Annotated in this window: 14 protein-coding genes; 4 read left to right on the top strand and 10 right to left on the bottom strand. The window is 44.6% G+C overall.

Annotation, left to right across the window (positions count from 1 at the left end):
* Window positions 1-5: 5 nt before the first annotated feature.
* The gene (locus H8704_RS09310; RefSeq protein WP_249298079.1) at window positions 6-1466 is read right to left on the bottom strand and encodes a leucine-rich repeat domain-containing protein; all 1461 of its coding nucleotides are present in this window, start codon (window positions 1464-1466) and stop codon (window positions 6-8) included.
* A 210-nt stretch (window positions 1467-1676) separates the two neighbouring features.
* On the opposite strand from H8704_RS09310, the gene H8704_RS09305 reads away from it, so the two are divergent.
* Window positions 1677-2762, top strand: a complete 1086-nt coding sequence (locus H8704_RS09305; RefSeq protein WP_249298078.1) for an HD-GYP domain-containing protein — start codon at window positions 1677-1679, stop codon at window positions 2760-2762.
* Between the two features lie 45 nt (window positions 2763-2807).
* Here H8704_RS09305 and H8704_RS09300 read toward each other — a convergent pair whose 3' ends face one another.
* From H8704_RS09300 to H8704_RS09285, 4 genes are all read right to left on the bottom strand, one after another.
* Entirely contained in the window at window positions 2808-3023 is a 216-nt protein-coding gene (locus tag H8704_RS09300) for a DUF1858 domain-containing protein (RefSeq protein ID WP_243101896.1), read from the bottom strand.
* A gap of 66 nt (window positions 3024-3089) precedes the next feature.
* Complete coding sequence (locus H8704_RS09295) at window positions 3090-4046, bottom strand: MraY family glycosyltransferase (protein ID WP_022464166.1); 957 nt, start codon at window positions 4044-4046, stop codon at window positions 3090-3092.
* A 35-nt stretch (window positions 4047-4081) separates the two neighbouring features.
* A complete protein-coding gene (locus H8704_RS09290) occupies window positions 4082-4603 on the bottom strand; it encodes a hypothetical protein (RefSeq protein ID WP_249298077.1) in 522 nt (173 codons plus the stop codon).
* 127 nt (window positions 4604-4730) lie between these two features.
* Window positions 4731-5861, bottom strand: a complete 1131-nt coding sequence (locus H8704_RS09285) for a hypothetical protein (protein ID WP_022464168.1) — start codon at window positions 5859-5861, stop codon at window positions 4731-4733.
* Between the two features lie 168 nt (window positions 5862-6029).
* Here H8704_RS09285 and H8704_RS09280 point away from each other — a divergent pair, with 168 nt between their 5' ends.
* On the top strand, window positions 6030-6956 hold the full coding sequence (locus H8704_RS09280) for an AEC family transporter (RefSeq protein WP_249298076.1): 927 nt from the start codon (window positions 6030-6032) through the stop codon (window positions 6954-6956).
* 49 nt (window positions 6957-7005) lie between these two features.
* Here H8704_RS09280 and H8704_RS09275 read toward each other — a convergent pair whose 3' ends face one another.
* Window positions 7006-7416: a hypothetical protein gene (locus H8704_RS09275; protein ID WP_118678278.1), complete on the bottom strand. Its 411-nt coding sequence runs from the start codon at window positions 7414-7416 to the stop codon at window positions 7006-7008.
* A gap of 120 nt (window positions 7417-7536) precedes the next feature.
* Window positions 7537-9612, bottom strand: a complete 2076-nt coding sequence (locus H8704_RS09270) for a M56 family metallopeptidase (protein WP_249298075.1) — start codon at window positions 9610-9612, stop codon at window positions 7537-7539.
* A 228-nt stretch (window positions 9613-9840) separates the two neighbouring features.
* On the opposite strand from H8704_RS09270, the gene H8704_RS09265 reads away from it, so the two are divergent.
* Window positions 9841-11781, top strand: coding sequence for an NAD(+) synthase (locus H8704_RS09265; RefSeq protein WP_249298074.1), 1941 nt, complete (start codon window positions 9841-9843; stop codon window positions 11779-11781).
* 116 nt (window positions 11782-11897) lie between these two features.
* Window positions 11898-12851 (top strand): serine O-acetyltransferase EpsC, encoded by a 954-nt coding sequence (gene epsC / locus H8704_RS09260; RefSeq protein ID WP_249298073.1) that lies wholly within the window; start codon window positions 11898-11900, stop codon window positions 12849-12851.
* Window positions 12852-12948: 97 nt separating this feature from the next.
* Here the strand turns inward: epsC and H8704_RS09255 are convergent, their stop codons facing one another.
* From H8704_RS09255 to H8704_RS09245, 3 genes are all read right to left on the bottom strand, one after another.
* Window positions 12949-13848 (bottom strand): hypothetical protein, encoded by a 900-nt coding sequence (locus tag H8704_RS09255; RefSeq protein WP_249298072.1) that lies wholly within the window; start codon window positions 13846-13848, stop codon window positions 12949-12951.
* Complete coding sequence (locus H8704_RS09250; RefSeq protein WP_249298071.1) at window positions 13845-14417, bottom strand: RNA polymerase sigma factor; 573 nt, start codon at window positions 14415-14417, stop codon at window positions 13845-13847. The genes H8704_RS09255 and H8704_RS09250 overlap by 4 nt, the downstream gene beginning before the upstream one ends.
* Before the next feature lie 108 nt (window positions 14418-14525).
* Window positions 14526-16007 (bottom strand): serpin family protein, encoded by a 1482-nt coding sequence (locus tag H8704_RS09245; protein ID WP_249298070.1) that lies wholly within the window; start codon window positions 16005-16007, stop codon window positions 14526-14528.
* Between the last annotated feature and the right edge of the window lie 118 nt (window positions 16008-16125).

Raw genomic sequence — 16125 nt, 5'->3', positions numbered from 1 at the left:
TCCTATTACCGTACTGCTTTTACATTACTAAAGGAACTGAAATATTTCTTTCCAAGAACCACTTTGTAGGTTTTTACTTTGTAATAATATTTTTTATTCTTTTTCTGCTTTTTTACCTTCTGGGTACATTTGCAGATTTCCGCTTTTTTAATGGTCTTCACCTTTTTGTATCCGCCATTTTTCTTTTTGGAACGATATATCACATAGCCCTGGGCATCTTCTGTCTTTTTCCAGCGGATCGTCAGTTTTTTTCCTTTTCTTTTTGCGGACTTAAGAGTTGTTTTCTGCACTTTTATATTCAATGCGATCGCGGATGTATCCACGCCCTCAAAGCTTGTATTAGAAATGTAGGTGACACCCTCCGGAATATTGATGGAATGAATATTCCGGCAGCCTGCAAATGCTCCATCTCCAATAGTTTTCAGTGTGCTTGGCAGCACAACGGTATTCAAATTCTGGCAGCCGTTGAAGGTATTGTTTTCAATCGCGGTCACTCCCTCCGGAATATTGACGGTATGAAGATTGCCACATTTGGCAAATGCCCCTTCCTTGATCTGTCGAAGTGCTGCATCAAAGATTACTTCATTCAGATTGTTGCAATCAGAAAATGCGTATGCTCCTACGGTTGTCACGGTCACCGGCAATGTAAGATTGTGAAGATTGTCACAATTATAAAACAGATAATCCGGAATCTCTGTGATCGTGGATTTGGAAATATCAATCTGTATATTGGAACATTCTGCAAAAGCATAAACTCCCAGCTTATTTACTGATGCCGGCAAAGCTGCCTTATCCAGAAGCCGGAGATTGGTGCATTTGTAAAATGCGTATGTTCCTATGATCTGTGTGCCTTCCTCCCAGACACTGACGCCATTAAAATTCTGTGTATTAGCAAAGGCGTAGTCACCGATCACGCGGACATTTGCAGGAATTTCAATACCTGGCGTATTGTAACCTTCAAAGGCATATCCACCGATATTCACAACACTTGCCGGAATACGGTATGTCCCGGAGCTCTGATGCTTTCCTACCGGATAACGCACGCATACTGTGCCATCCTTGCTCAGAAGCACTCCATCTCCGTCGCTGCACAGACTCTGATTCGCCGGATCCACTTCAAAGGCACTGATCCCATAGCAGCCTGCAAATGCCGTTTCATTTACTGATGTGATGCCTGCCGGAATTTTCACTTTGGTAATCTTATTGTGATTCTGATATGTGCCTGACAACGCAGAGACACTGATACCGTCCATGGTTGCCGGCACTGCCACTTCTGTATCCTGTCCCAGATAAGAGGTCAGCACTGCATGTCCGGCTGCATCCAGCTCATAGGTATATTGACCATCCTGCGAAACTGCTGCATTTACTGTGGTAGTATTTGCAAAAATCAATGCGCACAACAGAAATGCCACTGTCAATAAAAATCTTGATCTGCTTTCATTCCATTCTTTTTTGCATCGCTTCATATTATGTATTCCTCACTTTCTGTCATTTTAATTTGTTCGGATAAACGTTTTCTCCGAACTACTTCTTTCAAGTATAACGAATTTCATCCCAAAAAGCGATAGTTTTTTTATTTTTACGGAGGTCTTTATCTATTTTCAAAAATATTGTATACTATATTATAAGTATATCTTGTACATAAAGGCGGTAAGAATGTGATAAAACGATATTTTGTGAGAACACGAGATCTCCGTAAGGGGATGCGGATCGATCAGGAGATTAAAAACAGCTGGGGGCATTCCCTGATCGTACGCGGCTCTTATCTGGATGAATACCAGATTGAGGCACTCAAAAAACTTAATATCAATGGTGTGTATATCCGGGAGGGAGAAGATGATGAGGATCCCTCTTCTGTTGCTGAGCCTGCTTCTGCCATTGCCAAAAACAATATTGCTAAATACCGCGAGGCAGATCCCGCCAAGGTAAGCCTTTCCGTCAGTGTAAAAAAACGTATTTCTGAAGGTATACAACATCTGTACAGCGATACCAACAATCCGCATTTCGCCCAGACAACGACCACGATCACCAGCGATCTGATGCGCGCCATTGATGACAACGCTGCTATAGCCGTGGATATCAGTGCCCTGAAAACAAGCGATGAATACACCTTCAAGCATAGTGTAGACGTCGCTACCATGTCTATGATCGTTGCCAAAAATATGCAGATGTCCCAGCAGGATGTTTACAACATCGGCATCGCCGGACTTCTTCACGACATGGGTAAGTCAAAGATCCCATTAAATATCCTGAACAAACCGGGACGTCTGACGGATGATGAATTTGCAATAATAAAGGAGCATTCCCTGTTGGGCTACCGCATCATTAAAGAGAAAAACGAATTCAACGACAGCATCTGTTTTGCGGTGCTTCAGCACCACGAAAAAATGAACGGATCCGGTTATCCCATGGGCGTTGGCAGCGATAAGATCGTTCCATATGCCAAGATTTTATCCGTCGTGGATGTATATGACGCTCTTGTCACGGAACGTCCTTACAAAAAGGCATTTTCCCAGAGAACAGCAGTAGAGATGGTCATGTCCATGTCCGGTGAGCTGGATATCACAGCCATGCGTAGCTTTCTCTCCAGTGTCATTCTTTATCCGGTGGACTCTACCGTAGAGCTGAGTAACGGCGAGAAAGCCCGTGTCGTAAAAAACAGCGCACTTTCTGTTCTGCGTCCTACCGTCGTGGGGCTGCAAAGCGGCAGGGTCTATAATCTGGCAGAGGATCTTTCCTGTGCTAATATTGTTATTTTATAGCTAGTGGCAAATTCTGCATTTTCTATACACAAAAAACGGACCTGCTCAGGCAGGTCCATTAATGTGTTCGTCTAACTTTTGAATCAATTCATCCACATCGCAGGAATGTACCTGACACGCCTGCTCCAATGTCTCTCTCGGCGACATATGGCAGGATACACAATGCATCCCCATTTCATTAAAGCATTTCTCTGCGGAAGGGTACATCTGAAGCACCGCTCCGATCAGGGAATATTTTGTAATTACCATAACTGACTCCATTCTGCCGCCCCTTTATGCGGCCCGGTCACATAAAACAACATTTTAATATATTCTACACCCTTTTCTTTACAGATATGCTGCAAAAATATAGGCAACCGCCACCAGCACGATCTGATAAATGCAGAACCGAAAGACCACCTGTGTGTCTGACCACTCCTTATTTTTGCGGACGTGATCGTGAAGAGGGGTCAGCGTATTTTTCAAAATACTGATCTTAAAGAATCTCTTCAGGAAGATCTTTACCAGTCCGATTCCTCCATCTATGATAACCACCAGTGCAAGAATTATGTATGCAAACGGATGACCCGATTTCATAGCAATCACGGCAAGATAAAATCCCAGTGCTCTGGAACCGGCGTCTCCCATCAGCATAGAGCTTGGTTTGGAATTAAAATACAGGTATGCCAGCAGGACACCCATAAACATCAGACTTGCAATGCCATACTGTCCCAGCTCTTTGGAAAAGATCACTGTAAAACCGCCCAGCACGACCATACAGAGACTGGCACAAAGCCCATCGACACCATCCGTACAATTTGTGACATTGACCGATACCCACAGTAAAACGACTCCCAAAATGAAATAAACAGGAACCGGAATGGAAATGGTGCTGCCAAACAACATAATATCTGTAGAATTGTTGGAAACAAAGGTCCACATTGCCACCAGTGAAAGAATCAGATCAATGGCTCCCTTTTTGTAATCGTTCCATGGCTTGTCAGAAGCATCATCCAGATAACCGCTGAGCATCATAGCAAACAGGAGAATACAATAAATAACATATTCTCTGGTAATTGGTAAAAATAAAAGAGAACATACAATAAATGCACAAACAAAGGTCAATCCCACACCACGAAGCTTTCCTTTGGAAAGTGCTCCATTTACTGCGAAAGCACGTCCCTGATCCTTCGGCAGAAACGGAAACGGAAACTTCAGCATCAAAAATGTCAGTATAAATGCAGCCAGAACTCCCAGCATAGCAATTTGATTGGTTGTCAATACATCTTTTAGTACATAATACATAATTTATCCTTCCTCACTTGTGTATAACTTCAAATTTATAAGAGTAAAGAGAAAACGCCCCAGATACAAAGTGCCATTACCGCAATAACAACAAGCGCAATGATCCGGTTCTTCCACGCAGCCTTTGTCTCCAGACGAACGATCTCCTTTTTGCAGGCTTCAATCCGTTGCCCACTATCCTTATACTGAGGAAAACGCTCCAGCTCCGTGATCGCTGTACGGTAATCCATTTTGGTTACTGCCTCCCTGCAAAGCTTTACTGCCTGCTGATAAGCCTTTTCCATACCCTTTTTCTCATAGTCTTTCGCCTTTTTGCGGCATTCCTCCGCAAGTCTGGCACTGTCCTCATAGTCGTCAATCTCATCAAACAGCGCTGCTGCATCTAACAATGTTCTGACACCCTGCTCATACCGTTCCACACACTCCAGCGAATCTCTCAGATCTTTTGCGCTGCGGTATTTTGCTTCCTCCGTGGTCAGTTCCTCATCCTCAAAGGAATCCTCGTCCGGCAATGCGGCTCTATTTTTATCTTCTTCCGTCTCTTCAATGATTATCATATCATATACCGATCTTTCTATTTCGATTATATACTCCTAAAGCTACCTACTAATAATAAGCAGAAAATCCCTGCTTGTCAACGCAGGGATTTTCATTCTTTTTTATCGGCCTGCCGACGTTTCCTTTTTATCGTACTATCGTGCGGCATTTATCAACAACCTTCCGTACAACGCCTCTTTTTCCTGCTTCCAGCTGTTTTACTTCTGCACGCTGCAGCTCCAGCTCTCTTTTCATATCCAGCAATGCCTTGCCAAAAAAAAGAACCGTATCCTCATATTGAAAGGAATTGTCCGGTGTCCACTTGGGAAGCGTCCGGTTCTTTTCCTCATTTTCTTCAAAAAGATCTTCACATCCCAGATATTCCTGAGCAATCCGGTGATTGATCTCCCGGAAATTCTCCATATATTTCTGACGATCTTCTGTGGAAAACATAGAACTTTCATACTGCCTTTTTTCTTCTCTGGAACAATCCACCACAATTTTTCCCAGCCATTTCTGCTCCCGTCCCCATTGCTCCGGATCCTCTGAAAGAATACGATTCAAAATCCGTTTGATCTCCGCATAATTATTATTCAGACTGAGATTTGCCTTTGTCTCTAACGGTTGAAATATTTCCGTATGCCGGATACCAAGGAGATGCAGAAATTCAACGCACAGATCAAAATTTTCTTCATGATAGGACTGAACAATCATATTTTTACGGCCTATTTCTTCTGCCAGTTCTTTGAGATGCTCATAATAATTCAGGACAATATATTTTGGCGTCTTTTTTACCATCTTTTTCCATGTCCATGTCACGCCGCGTTTACGAATCTGCTGTTTCCAGTACGACTCCAGATAATAATCCTGGCGGCGCAGATAAACGATCAATTTAATTTCTATATTTCTTTCTTCACAAAATGTCCGGATCAATCGCAGACAGTCCGGCTTATCCGGCTTATATACATTCCAGATTGCCTCATCACTGAGAATCACCTTATCTGCTTTTTTAAAGGTCTGATCCAGCAGTTCAAAGGATTTTTTTATCATATTTTCTGTCTGTGCCGGATCCTCCCGCCCCTGCTCATCCGTAAGCTTTCCAATCAGAAAATGGGCATTTCGGCTTGGTGAAATCATCGGATATCTTCCCGGCATCATAGGATATGCGACTCCATACTGCGCCAGCGCCTCTTCATTTTGCATTAAAAACACCTGCAGAGAACTTGTCCCCGTCTTTGGCATTCCTATATGTAGATATAAAATTTTTCTGTGATCCATTGCTGTGTACTCCTCTTCTATCGTGTCAACGATATGATATTAATCTGTAAAAATGGCATAAATGTTGGAAATTTATGTCATTTTTTTGATAATTTGTCCGTATGAATTTTTCAATATCTACCATACTATTTTTAGATTAAAAAAGAATTAAAATATGGATGGTGTGTTATGGACGTATTTTTATCCGCATTTCAACAAATGCTTTATATGTTTTTATTTATGCTTCTGGGATATGTGCTGCGAAAGAAGAAATGGATTCCTGAAAATTCCAGTTCTGTATTATCAAAGCTGGAAAATCTGATATTTATGCCCTGTCTTGTACTAAATACTTTTATAACCCGGTGTACGGTTGAAAATCTTACGGAAAAAATGTCCTTTCTGCTTTACAGCCTCCTTTCCCTGGCCATCGCCCTTGGTCTGTCTTTACTTCTGACTCCGGTTTTTGCCACAAAAAAAGAAGAGCGCGGTATCTACCGCTACTCTTTTGTGGTCGCAAATATTGCTTTTATGGGGAATGCCGTCGTGGAAGGCATCTTTGGAAACGATATTCTTTTTGACTATCTGATGTTTACCCTGCCGATCAATCTGTTTTTGAACAGTATCGGTATTTCCTGGCTGATGCCGGATAACGGCGAATTATCCTGGCGTCAGAAATGGTTTGGTCCCATCAATCTCGCCTCCCTGCTCGGAGTGCTCCTTGGTATCACGCAGCTTCCTCTGCCGGCACCGCTTCCCGCCGTCATTGCTTCCGGAAGTGCCTGTATGGCTCCTGTCGCTATGATCCTTACAGGTTTTATCATCGGCGGTTATCCTCTGCGTAGCCTGCTTTCTGCCGGAAAAATCTATGTCGTCGCTCTTTACCGGCTGCTCTTTATGCCTGTTCTCTTTGCTCTGCTTGCCCGGTTGATCCGGCTGGCTCCGGATGTCCGTCATGTATTGATCTGCGCCTATGCCATGCCGCTGGGCTTAAATACCATTGTGATTCCGGCCGCCTACGACAGCGACACGACAATCGGTGCATCCATGGCTCTGATCTCCAATTTTCTCGCCCTGATCACAATTCCCGTTGTCTTTTTTGTACTATTGCAGGATTAAAATCTGCCTGGTGCAGCCTGTCCCCGAATACAGTCTGAACCCCGCCCGATTATTTGTTTTTATTAAAGAAACGCATCTCTGACTTCTGCTCTGCATACTGCTTCGCTACGATCTGCAATCCCTGCATTCTATGACATTCCGGGCATAATGTACCAAATTCGATGGGTTTTCCACAAATCTGACAATGAACACCGGATATGGACTGTCCTGCTTCTCCCTTGTACTGTATCCGGCCTTCTCTGATCCACTTTCTCACCTTTGATACCGGGATATCAAAATGCTCCGCCACGTCCATTTCCCGAACATCATTCTCCCGTATAAAATCCTTCACCTCTGCAAACAGGTTTGCTTCCTTGCAGACCGGGCAGATATCATCCTCCTCATAAACATCAGGAAGAATTCTCCCACACTGTGTGCATCGAGGCGCCTCACTAAATAACTCCGCTGATCTTGTAACCACGGAAACACCTCCTCTTCATATCAATATATTTATATTTAATATACCGCATATACCGTATCTCTGCAAGAATGAGTTTGGCGACATCCCATAAGTCTGCCCAAGGATTCTTTTTATCTGTCATTATTCACGACTGTACTGCAGAGATGTTTCTTCTCCCGATGACAGACTGTACAGATATGTTCCCTTAACTGCCACATCATCCTTTGCGCTGGCTGCGAAGTTCACCTTTAATGTATCGTTATCATCAATCTCCATCAGGGAATATACCACGGCTCCGTTTTTTTCAAAGGTAATATCATCGGAAGCACCATATTTCCGAAAAATCTTTTGCAATGCTTCATTACCATTTTGCGGACGGTAACACAGCCTTTGTTCTTTTATATCGTACAGAGAAAAAGTTCTGCCGTTGGTTCCATTATAAGTAAGCAGCGCATATCTCTTCTGATCTTTATCGGCCGGAGCCCACTGCAGATCCAGATAATAGCCCTCCACATCTGTCATGGTTTTTGTCCCGGTTCTCTGATCCAGTCCATCCGGATTGATCCGAAGCTTTTTCACGGACAGCCCTCCATTTTCCTGCTCACTCACAGCCACATCCATCACTTCCCTGCCTTTATCACCCGTGAGCGAATATCGTGTCTGCGCTTTCTGCGTGCCTGCACTTTTCTCGCTACATCGCTTTTCCAGCTGTTCCTCGGTCATCTCCTGCTGCTCATACCGCTCTGTCTGCGTGTTCCAGACATAATAAATCGTCTCATCATTCTCCGTAACCGTAATGACTCCTCCGGCCCCCTGCACATAGGACAACACCATAGAGCCTTCCTGCAATGCTGTAACGTGCTCAAAATGAATCGCCGGACTGACGACCTCCAGATCATTCTTCCTGATATCAATAATATAAAAATCGTATCCCGTTTTTCCCTTTGCTGCCGCCTTTTGTCCAACCGCAAGCTCCGGATTGCCATCCTCATTATAATCTGCAGTTTCCAAAGAAACATTTTCATTAAAATACAGAGTCTCTCTGTCAGAAAATATTTTATTCAGATCAAGGGACACTGTCTGTTTCCCCTGTGTTCCATTCAGCTGAAGCTGACAGGTACCCCGGTATCCTTCTCCTTTCTGATATGTTCCCTTCGATACAACAAGAGACAGACGTACAGCGCTCCCACTGGACACCTGTACATCGCAGCCCGCAATGACACGGTCCGCCACACTCCTTTTCTGTGTACTGTCAAAAAGCTTCTTCGGAGGTTGATCATTTCCCTTTCCACTATGAAAAGCTGACAAAGCAAATGCCCAGAAAACGAATAATGTCACAAGAAATGCCGCCACACCATTCTGCCATAACGGTCTTTTTTTCAGATATAACAGATTTTCCGCCCGGCGGAACAAGTCTCCCTCATAACCGCTCTCCAAAGAAAATGATATTTGTCGTTCCTTATCCTTTTTCATGTTTGCCAGCACCTGCGCACACTGAGCCGGTTCCATTCCTGTTTTTTGGACAAACACTGCATCACATGCCATATTCTGGTCGCGCCAGAACAGATAATACGCCAGCCATATTCCCGGATTCCACCAGTGAATACAACATACCAGAAAGGCAAATCTTCTCCACAGATCGTCTCTCCGCCGCTTCCGGAGCTGTTCATATGCTATAATGTCCTTCATTTCCTTTGCCAGAAGTCCATCCGGCAGATAGATCCTGCCCTTAACAATCCCTGTCCTGACCGGAAATGCGATTAGTCCGGACTGATAGATCCTGTCAAACAGACACCGGGAATGCTGTTTCAATTTTCGCTCAAGCCGCAGCTGCTTTCCTGTGGTCCCAAGAAGTAAAAGTATCATTCCACCAAGCCAGATCAACACACAACTCCGATAGGTGGCTGATGCGCTGATATTCCCTTGAAATACATATCTCCAGCCGGTTAACAGTCCTTGATCCGGTGAAATCTCTAACCCCAGCGAACGCAGTAAAGTATGAAACTGCCGGTTCCACGGATCATACAGGCAAACCGGGCTGCTCATTCCCAACGGACAGACCGCCCGCAAAAACAAGATTCCCCATAAAGCCATAGTGATTTTGCCGGAATGTCCACGAAATACAAACCGGAAAAGCAACACCACCGGAAGCAGTACCAGAGCCATACAGCTCATGGAAAATACGGTATAAAATAACTGATATAAAATATCCATCATATTCCTACATTTCTTTCTCTGCCCGCAAACCTTAGTCCGCAGGCACATTATTTGCAAAACAACAGCATTATCATAACACAATTCTCTCCTGTGGAAAACACCTACTTCCCCCGTCTGTTCCGCCCGCCATCGAATAACGCCTTCCCGTTGGACAGTGATTGCTTTTTCCGCTCTTTTGGGTATAATTAGTAATAATCGTTTATTTATTCAGGAAAGGATGACATTCTTATGAAAGATGGATTTATCAAGGTCGCAGCAGTCACACCGGATATCGAAGTCGGTAATACTGCCTACAACACAGAGCAGATCATTCAATGCATTGGGCTTGCCGGAAAAGAAGATGTCCGGCTTCTGGTCTTCCCGGAGCTTTGTATCTCAGGATATACCTGTAATGATCTCTTTCTGCAAAATATCCTTCTGGAGGGCTGTCTGGAGGGTCTGGAACAGATCCGTTCTGCGTCCCGGACCCATGACATGCTGATCGTTGTGGGACTTCCTTTCCTTTTTAATGCCCGGCTGTATAATATTGCGGCTGTGATTTATCAGGGAGAGGTTCTGGGACTTGTGCCAAAACAGCACATTCCAAACTACTCCGAGTTTTATGAAGCCAGACATTTTGCACCGGCACCTGCCGAAAATGAGGCTGTAGACATTCCGGCTCTGGGCACCCATGGCAGACAGATTCCTTTCGGGGCAAAGCTTCTGTTTGCAGCGGACAATCTGCCGGACTTTGTCCTCGGCATTGATATCTGCGAGGATCTATGGATGCCGATTCCTCCATCATGCCATCATGCCCTGGCGTCGGCTACGGTGATTGCAAATCTTTCAGCCAGTGACGAAACCACCGGCAAGGAAATTTACCGCCGGGAACTGGTAAGTAACCAGTCTGCCCGCCTGATCTGCGGATATATTTATGCAGATGCCGGAGAGGGAGAATCCTCAACAGATCTTGTTTTTGCAGGTCATAATCTGATTGCAGAAAACGGCAGTATCCTGTCACAGTCTGAACGCTTTCATAATGAAATGACGATGTCTGAGCTGGATCTTGGGCGTCTTGTAAGTGAACGCCGCCGTATGGGAACTTTCGAGATCACACCGCCTGCCCAGGCCGGTTACAAAGTATGTCACTTTTCCTTCCGGAATCTGAATAAAACAAAGCTGACACGCTTCTACTCCCGCACCCCGTTTGTTCCAAGTGCCAAAGCAGACCGTGACCGCCGCTGCAACGAAATTTTTAATATCCAGGCAATGGGACTGAAAAAACGTCTGGCTCACACCCACTGTAAAAGTGCTGTTCTTGGCATATCCGGTGGTCTTGACTCGACACTGGCACTTCTTGTCACTGCACGGGCATTTGACCTTTTAGGACTCGACCGTACCGGCATCAAAGCTATTACCATGCCGTGCTTTGGAACCACAGACCGTACCATGAAAAATGCCTGTACACTGACAGAAAAGCTTGGAGCTTCCCTGCAGGAAATCCCAATTCACGAAGCGGTAAATCTGCATTTTCGCGATATCGGTCACGATCCGGAAGTTCATGACGTTACCTACGAGAACTCCCAGGCACGCCAGCGCACCCTGATCCTTATGAACATCGCCAATCAGGCAAACGGTATGGTGATCGGTACCGGAGACATGTCAGAACTGGCTCTCGGCTGGGCAACCTATAACGGAGATCATATGTCTATGTACGGCGTCAACTGCTCCATTCCGAAAATGCTGGTACGCTATCTCGTTCTATATTACGCTGAAACCACCGATGACGAGGAACTCCGTGCCGTGCTGCTTGATATTCTGGATACCCCGGTCAGCCCGGAGCTTCTCCCTCCAAAGGATGGAGAAATCTCACAAAAAACAGAGGATCTGGTAGGTCCATACGAGCTGCATGACTTTTATCTCTATTATATGATGCGTTTTGGTTACACTCCTTCCAAAATCTATCGTCTCGCCTGTTATACCTTCCGGGGGGCTTACGATAAGGATACGATCTACAAATGGCTCCGCACCTTCTACTGGAGATTTTTCTCCCAGCAGTTCAAGCGTTCCTGTCTTCCGGACGGTCCGAAGGTCGGAAGTGTCGCTCTTTCTCCGCGAGGCGACTGGCGCATGCCCAGCGATGCTTCCGTGGCAATGTGGATGAGGGATCTGGACCAGATCAAACTGTAAGTATTACAACAATAAACTCAAACTTCCCGCATCATAAATTGGTAAAACCAAATATATATTTTAAATAAAACGTGTAAGACCACTTTCGGATCTCATACACAGAAACGAGGACTCAAATGGATAAAATTATTGAAAATAACGTAAATGACATTGTTGATACCATATTAAAGGACTACACCCATGATCGTTCCATCGACAAAATGAAACTATTTACCCAGCCGGATCGTTTTGTGATCATCAAGATCATTGACAACCTGATGAAGATTATGTATCCGGGATATTTCCGGGATACCTCCCACAAAATATATATCATGGAAAACAGCACCCGCGTTTTGATTGAGGATACACTGTTTCGTCTGAATAAACAGATCGAACTGGCGTTAAAATATTCTCCAAACTACGAGAATGCAGATGATTGTGAGCTTCATGTAGAAGCACAACGTCTGACCGTGGATTTTTTCCACACATTACCAAAGGTACGCGCCCTTCTGGAGACGGATCTGCAGGCTGCTTTCGACGGCGATCCTGCCGCCTACTCCAAAGAAGAGGTAATCCTGTCTTATCCGGGACTTCAGGCAATCACCATTAACCGTCTCGCCCATGAGCTGTTCCTGTTAAATGTGCCTCTGATCCCACGTATTATGACAGAATACGCACACAGCACCACCGGCATTGACATTCATCCGGGTGCCACGATTGGCGAATATTTCTTTATTGATCACGGAACCGGCATTGTTGTCGGAGAGACTACAACCATAGGAAATAACGTCAAAATTTATCAGGGTGTTACACTGGGAGCTCTTTCTACCCGCGGCGGCCAGAAGCTGCAAGGCAAGAAACGCCACCCTACGATCGGCGATAATGTCACCATCTACGCCGGTGCCTCTATTTTGGGTGGAGACAGCATTATCGGCGAAAACTGCGTGATTGGAAGTAATGTCTTTATCACAACCTCTATCCCTGCCGGAACAAAGGTAAATATCAAGAATCAGGAATTAAAATATCACCAAGGTAAGAAGACAGTCAACGAACCTGTTGATCCTGATGAGACCTGGTTTTATATTATCTGACAAAAAGCTTCCCCTATTCCAAACCTGGATACGGGAAGCTTTTATTTTCTTTACAGAAAACAACGCATGTTTTATCGGAAAATTTCCGGGATTACCATTACTGCTCCGTCAAATACAAATAATACTTTCCGCCTCTTTGTTCCACTTTTATCTCCCCTTTTATCCTCTCCCCTGTCTTGTTGTTTTTCTTTGAAACAGAAATAGATGGCGATACTGTTTTATCCGTTATATCTGCAGATCGAAGAGAGCAGCCAATCTGCGTACCGGATACGCAGGTTATCTTTGATTTCTTATTTCCCTGTAATATAATCTTCTTTTGTTCTTTATCATTTTCTGCGATCAGCTCCATAGATAACCCGGAAGCCTTTAATGTATAGCTGATCCGGTTATCTGTTTCCCCAAACTGTAATGTAAACTGTACCTTTTTATTCTCCCCTTTGCCTATAATATTGGTATGGAGAAGCTGTCTTTCTCCTGCCTGAAGCTGTTCTCCGGCAGAAACCGGATCGTTATCCGATGTATTCTTTTCCGGCATCGGAGCTGTCTCTTTATCTTTAGACTCTCCCCGGCTTTCTTTCTGATTATCTGTACCTCTCTCTTTTTTCACATCTGCATTTTCATCAGAGCTTTCATCCTGACAATCAGAATATACGGTTACTTCATCTTCCGGTCCGGAAGCCATGCACCAGATATCCAGCTCCTCCTGTGAGGCAGACTGCATCTGATCAGAGGCTTTTAACGCAGTCTTTTCTTCTGTCTTATCTATATCTGCCGTCCGTCCTGATATCAATGTGTGATCACTTCCATACAGTACAATAATACATATGACTGCTGCCGCCACCAGACCACCGAAAGCCTCTATGCGATGTCTCCGTTTCCGTTTCTGTTTCCTCCTTATTTTTTCAAACTCCAAAGCATCACAGATCATCTGTTCCGGCAACTCTCCAATGGCATCTGCAATCTGTTCTGCCCTTTTATCTCTATCCTGTTTCTTCACAGATAAACCGCCTCCTTCTCCAGCCATCCCCGCAGATCTTTACGCATCCGGCTGAGTATTGATCTCACAGTCCCTTCCCTTATTCCAAGCTTTTCTGCGATCTCCTTCGTCTGCATCATATAGAAATATCTTTGCAGAAATATCGCCCGGTTTCTCTCAGACTGCCGGTTTAAAAATTTTGCAATACTTGTTGATAATTCCCGAAGTTCTATCTGCTCCTCCACTGTCCTGCCATCGGAGACACATTCCTGTAATTCTTCCAGAGCAATATCCACACTATTTCCCCCTCTTCGTTCTGTATGCATATGTCTGTATCTGTTTAACGACAGATTTCGAACAATCTTTGCCAGAAAACCGGGCAATACTGCCGGCCGTTTCGGCGGGATGGCATTCCATGTCCGAAACCATGTATCGTTAACACACTCCATGGCATCCTCTTCATCATGGACAATCCGATACGATATACTATAACAGTAGTTATTATATTTATCAGATAATTCCCTAAGCCCCTGCTCTTCTCTGTCCCAGATCAGCTGTATGATCTTTTCATCTTCCATACGTTTCTCCATATCTGCGCATCCCCCCTTCCTGTATAATGTTTCGCCCAAACGCTATCCTCTGACCTTATGTTCTGTAATATACCATAGATTCTGACCAGTCATTCCTTATAACTCCGGTCACTCAATCCGGCTCACTGCCCCAACAAACAATGGAATCCCCTTTTCATCCGACACAATAATAATAAATGGCCGGTTGCACTTCATTGTCATCTGTATGTCGGGAATCATCATGGATTCCGTTATTGCAATCTCTGTATAGGATGCCACACTACAGCCATTCTCGTCAACCTTTACCGCCCCCGCTTGTCTCGCCTTGCTTACATAGAGATCCGGTACCGATGTCTCCGGTTCTTTCTCCTTCCAGACACGTCCAAAGTCTGCGTTTTCCACCTGAAAAGCATCCTTAATCCCCATTTCCTGCAGCATCGGGATAAGGTCCAGATCCGACTGAAATTGGAGCTTCGGGAGGGACAGCTTTACAAGACCCTGCTTCCATTTTGGACTCTCCGGATCACACAGCTCTATAATTTCTTTTATACGCTCTGTACTGCTCACCTTATCAAAAGATATCCCTTTCCTTGGGAGCACCAGTGTCATCCGTGTATTCTTCATAGGGATAGATACTGCCTGAAAGTGTTTGTTCTCTACACAAAGACCATTCCAGGAGGTATTCATAAAATCACATGTCACCTTATCCAGCTTTTCCTCCTCAGTGGTATTTCCACAGGTATAATAATTACGTCCATAAAATGTATCCTTTCCTGTATCTTTCCGGTCAAATATGGGTTCCTCCCATTCATCCTTAAAATTAGCAGCAGACAAAAGCAGCATTGCCATATCCGGCTTTGTTTTTATGTTGGAAGAAATCTTCTTCCGAAGCTTTCCTCCTGTCTGATGATCCAGCCACTTCTGTATCTTTTCATCAAAAGCCGGATCTCCCATTCTGCCAGAGTCATATTTTGCATCATAGTTGTTCTCCAGAATATCCTTTATCCGGTCAGAAAAATCATACCGGTCGCTGAACCAGACTGAATTTCCAAATGAGCAGACACCGGAGGCTGCTTTGCCGTACAGCCATTGAGAAGTCTGCCGTATCATAGTCTGCCTTCCATTTCCTTTTCGCTGCTGCTCCTCAGAAGAAACACACATATGATTCTTCACTGCCGCCTCCTCATCCAGGCCGCTTAAGCCGTCCTGTAACTGTAGTCTCGTCTCTCCATCTCCCATCTCCGACAGCATTCCCAATGCCATATAAAGATTTACCGGAGAGTACAATACGGTTCCCTGTCCGGGATTCTCTCCCCAATTTAACTGTAGGAATTTCGAAATCGACGCCTCGCAGTAAGACTGATACTGCTTTTTGAAATCGGATTCCGTGATTTCATCTTCATCATTTACACGGATTTCTGTCCCTCCTTTACTCTCTGAAGAATTCACTGGCGTTGCTTTACCTCCGTTTTCCTCCGGAACCGCAGACTCCTTCTCCTCCACACCTCTGCCATTTGGGCCGGTTCCCGATACTCTGCCGCATCCTGCCGTCCCGATCAAAGAAAATACCATGAGCACTGCCAAAAACTGCTTTCTCCTCCAATACTTCATCTGAAAATCCCCCTTTGTCATATATTAGAATAAAGCGTCTTTACAAAAAACTGCACGTTTCCTGTTAATAAAAAAGGGCAAAACCAGCGTTTTGCCCTCCAAGAATTGCTTCGCAATT

The organism is Jutongia huaianensis, from assembly GCF_014384985.1.
GTDB classification, from domain to species: Bacteria; Bacillota; Clostridia; order Lachnospirales; family Lachnospiraceae; genus Jutongia; species Jutongia huaianensis.
This window is presented reverse-complemented; position numbering and strand designations above follow the sequence as displayed.

Bases quoted from the DNA above. Each gene is read 5' to 3' on its own strand.
- H8704_RS09300 (WP_243101896.1), bottom strand. From the start codon at position 3,023: ATGGAGTCAGTTATGGTAATTACAAAATATTCCCTGATCGGAGCGGTG.
- H8704_RS09270 (WP_249298075.1), bottom strand. From the start codon at position 9,612: ATGATGGATATTTTATATCAGTTATTTTATACCGTATTTTCCATGAGC.
- H8704_RS09285 (WP_022464168.1), bottom strand. From the start codon at position 5,861: ATGGATCACAGAAAAATTTTATATCTACATATAGGAATGCCAAAGACG.
- H8704_RS09290 (WP_249298077.1), bottom strand. From the start codon at position 4,603: ATGATAATCATTGAAGAGACGGAAGAAGATAAAAATAGAGCCGCATTG.
- H8704_RS09265 (WP_249298074.1), top strand. From the start codon at position 9,841: ATGAAAGATGGATTTATCAAGGTCGCAGCAGTCACACCGGATATCGAA.
- epsC (WP_249298073.1), top strand. From the start codon at position 11,898: ATGGATAAAATTATTGAAAATAACGTAAATGACATTGTTGATACCATA.
- H8704_RS09250 (WP_249298071.1), bottom strand. From the start codon at position 14,417: ATGGAGAAACGTATGGAAGATGAAAAGATCATACAGCTGATCTGGGAC.
- H8704_RS09280 (WP_249298076.1), top strand. From the start codon at position 6,030: ATGGACGTATTTTTATCCGCATTTCAACAAATGCTTTATATGTTTTTA.
- H8704_RS09295 (WP_022464166.1), bottom strand. From the start codon at position 4,046: ATGTATTATGTACTAAAAGATGTATTGACAACCAATCAAATTGCTATG.
- H8704_RS09245 (WP_249298070.1), bottom strand. From the start codon at position 16,007: ATGAAGTATTGGAGGAGAAAGCAGTTTTTGGCAGTGCTCATGGTATTT.
- H8704_RS09310 (WP_249298079.1), bottom strand. From the start codon at position 1,466: ATGAAGCGATGCAAAAAAGAATGGAATGAAAGCAGATCAAGATTTTTA.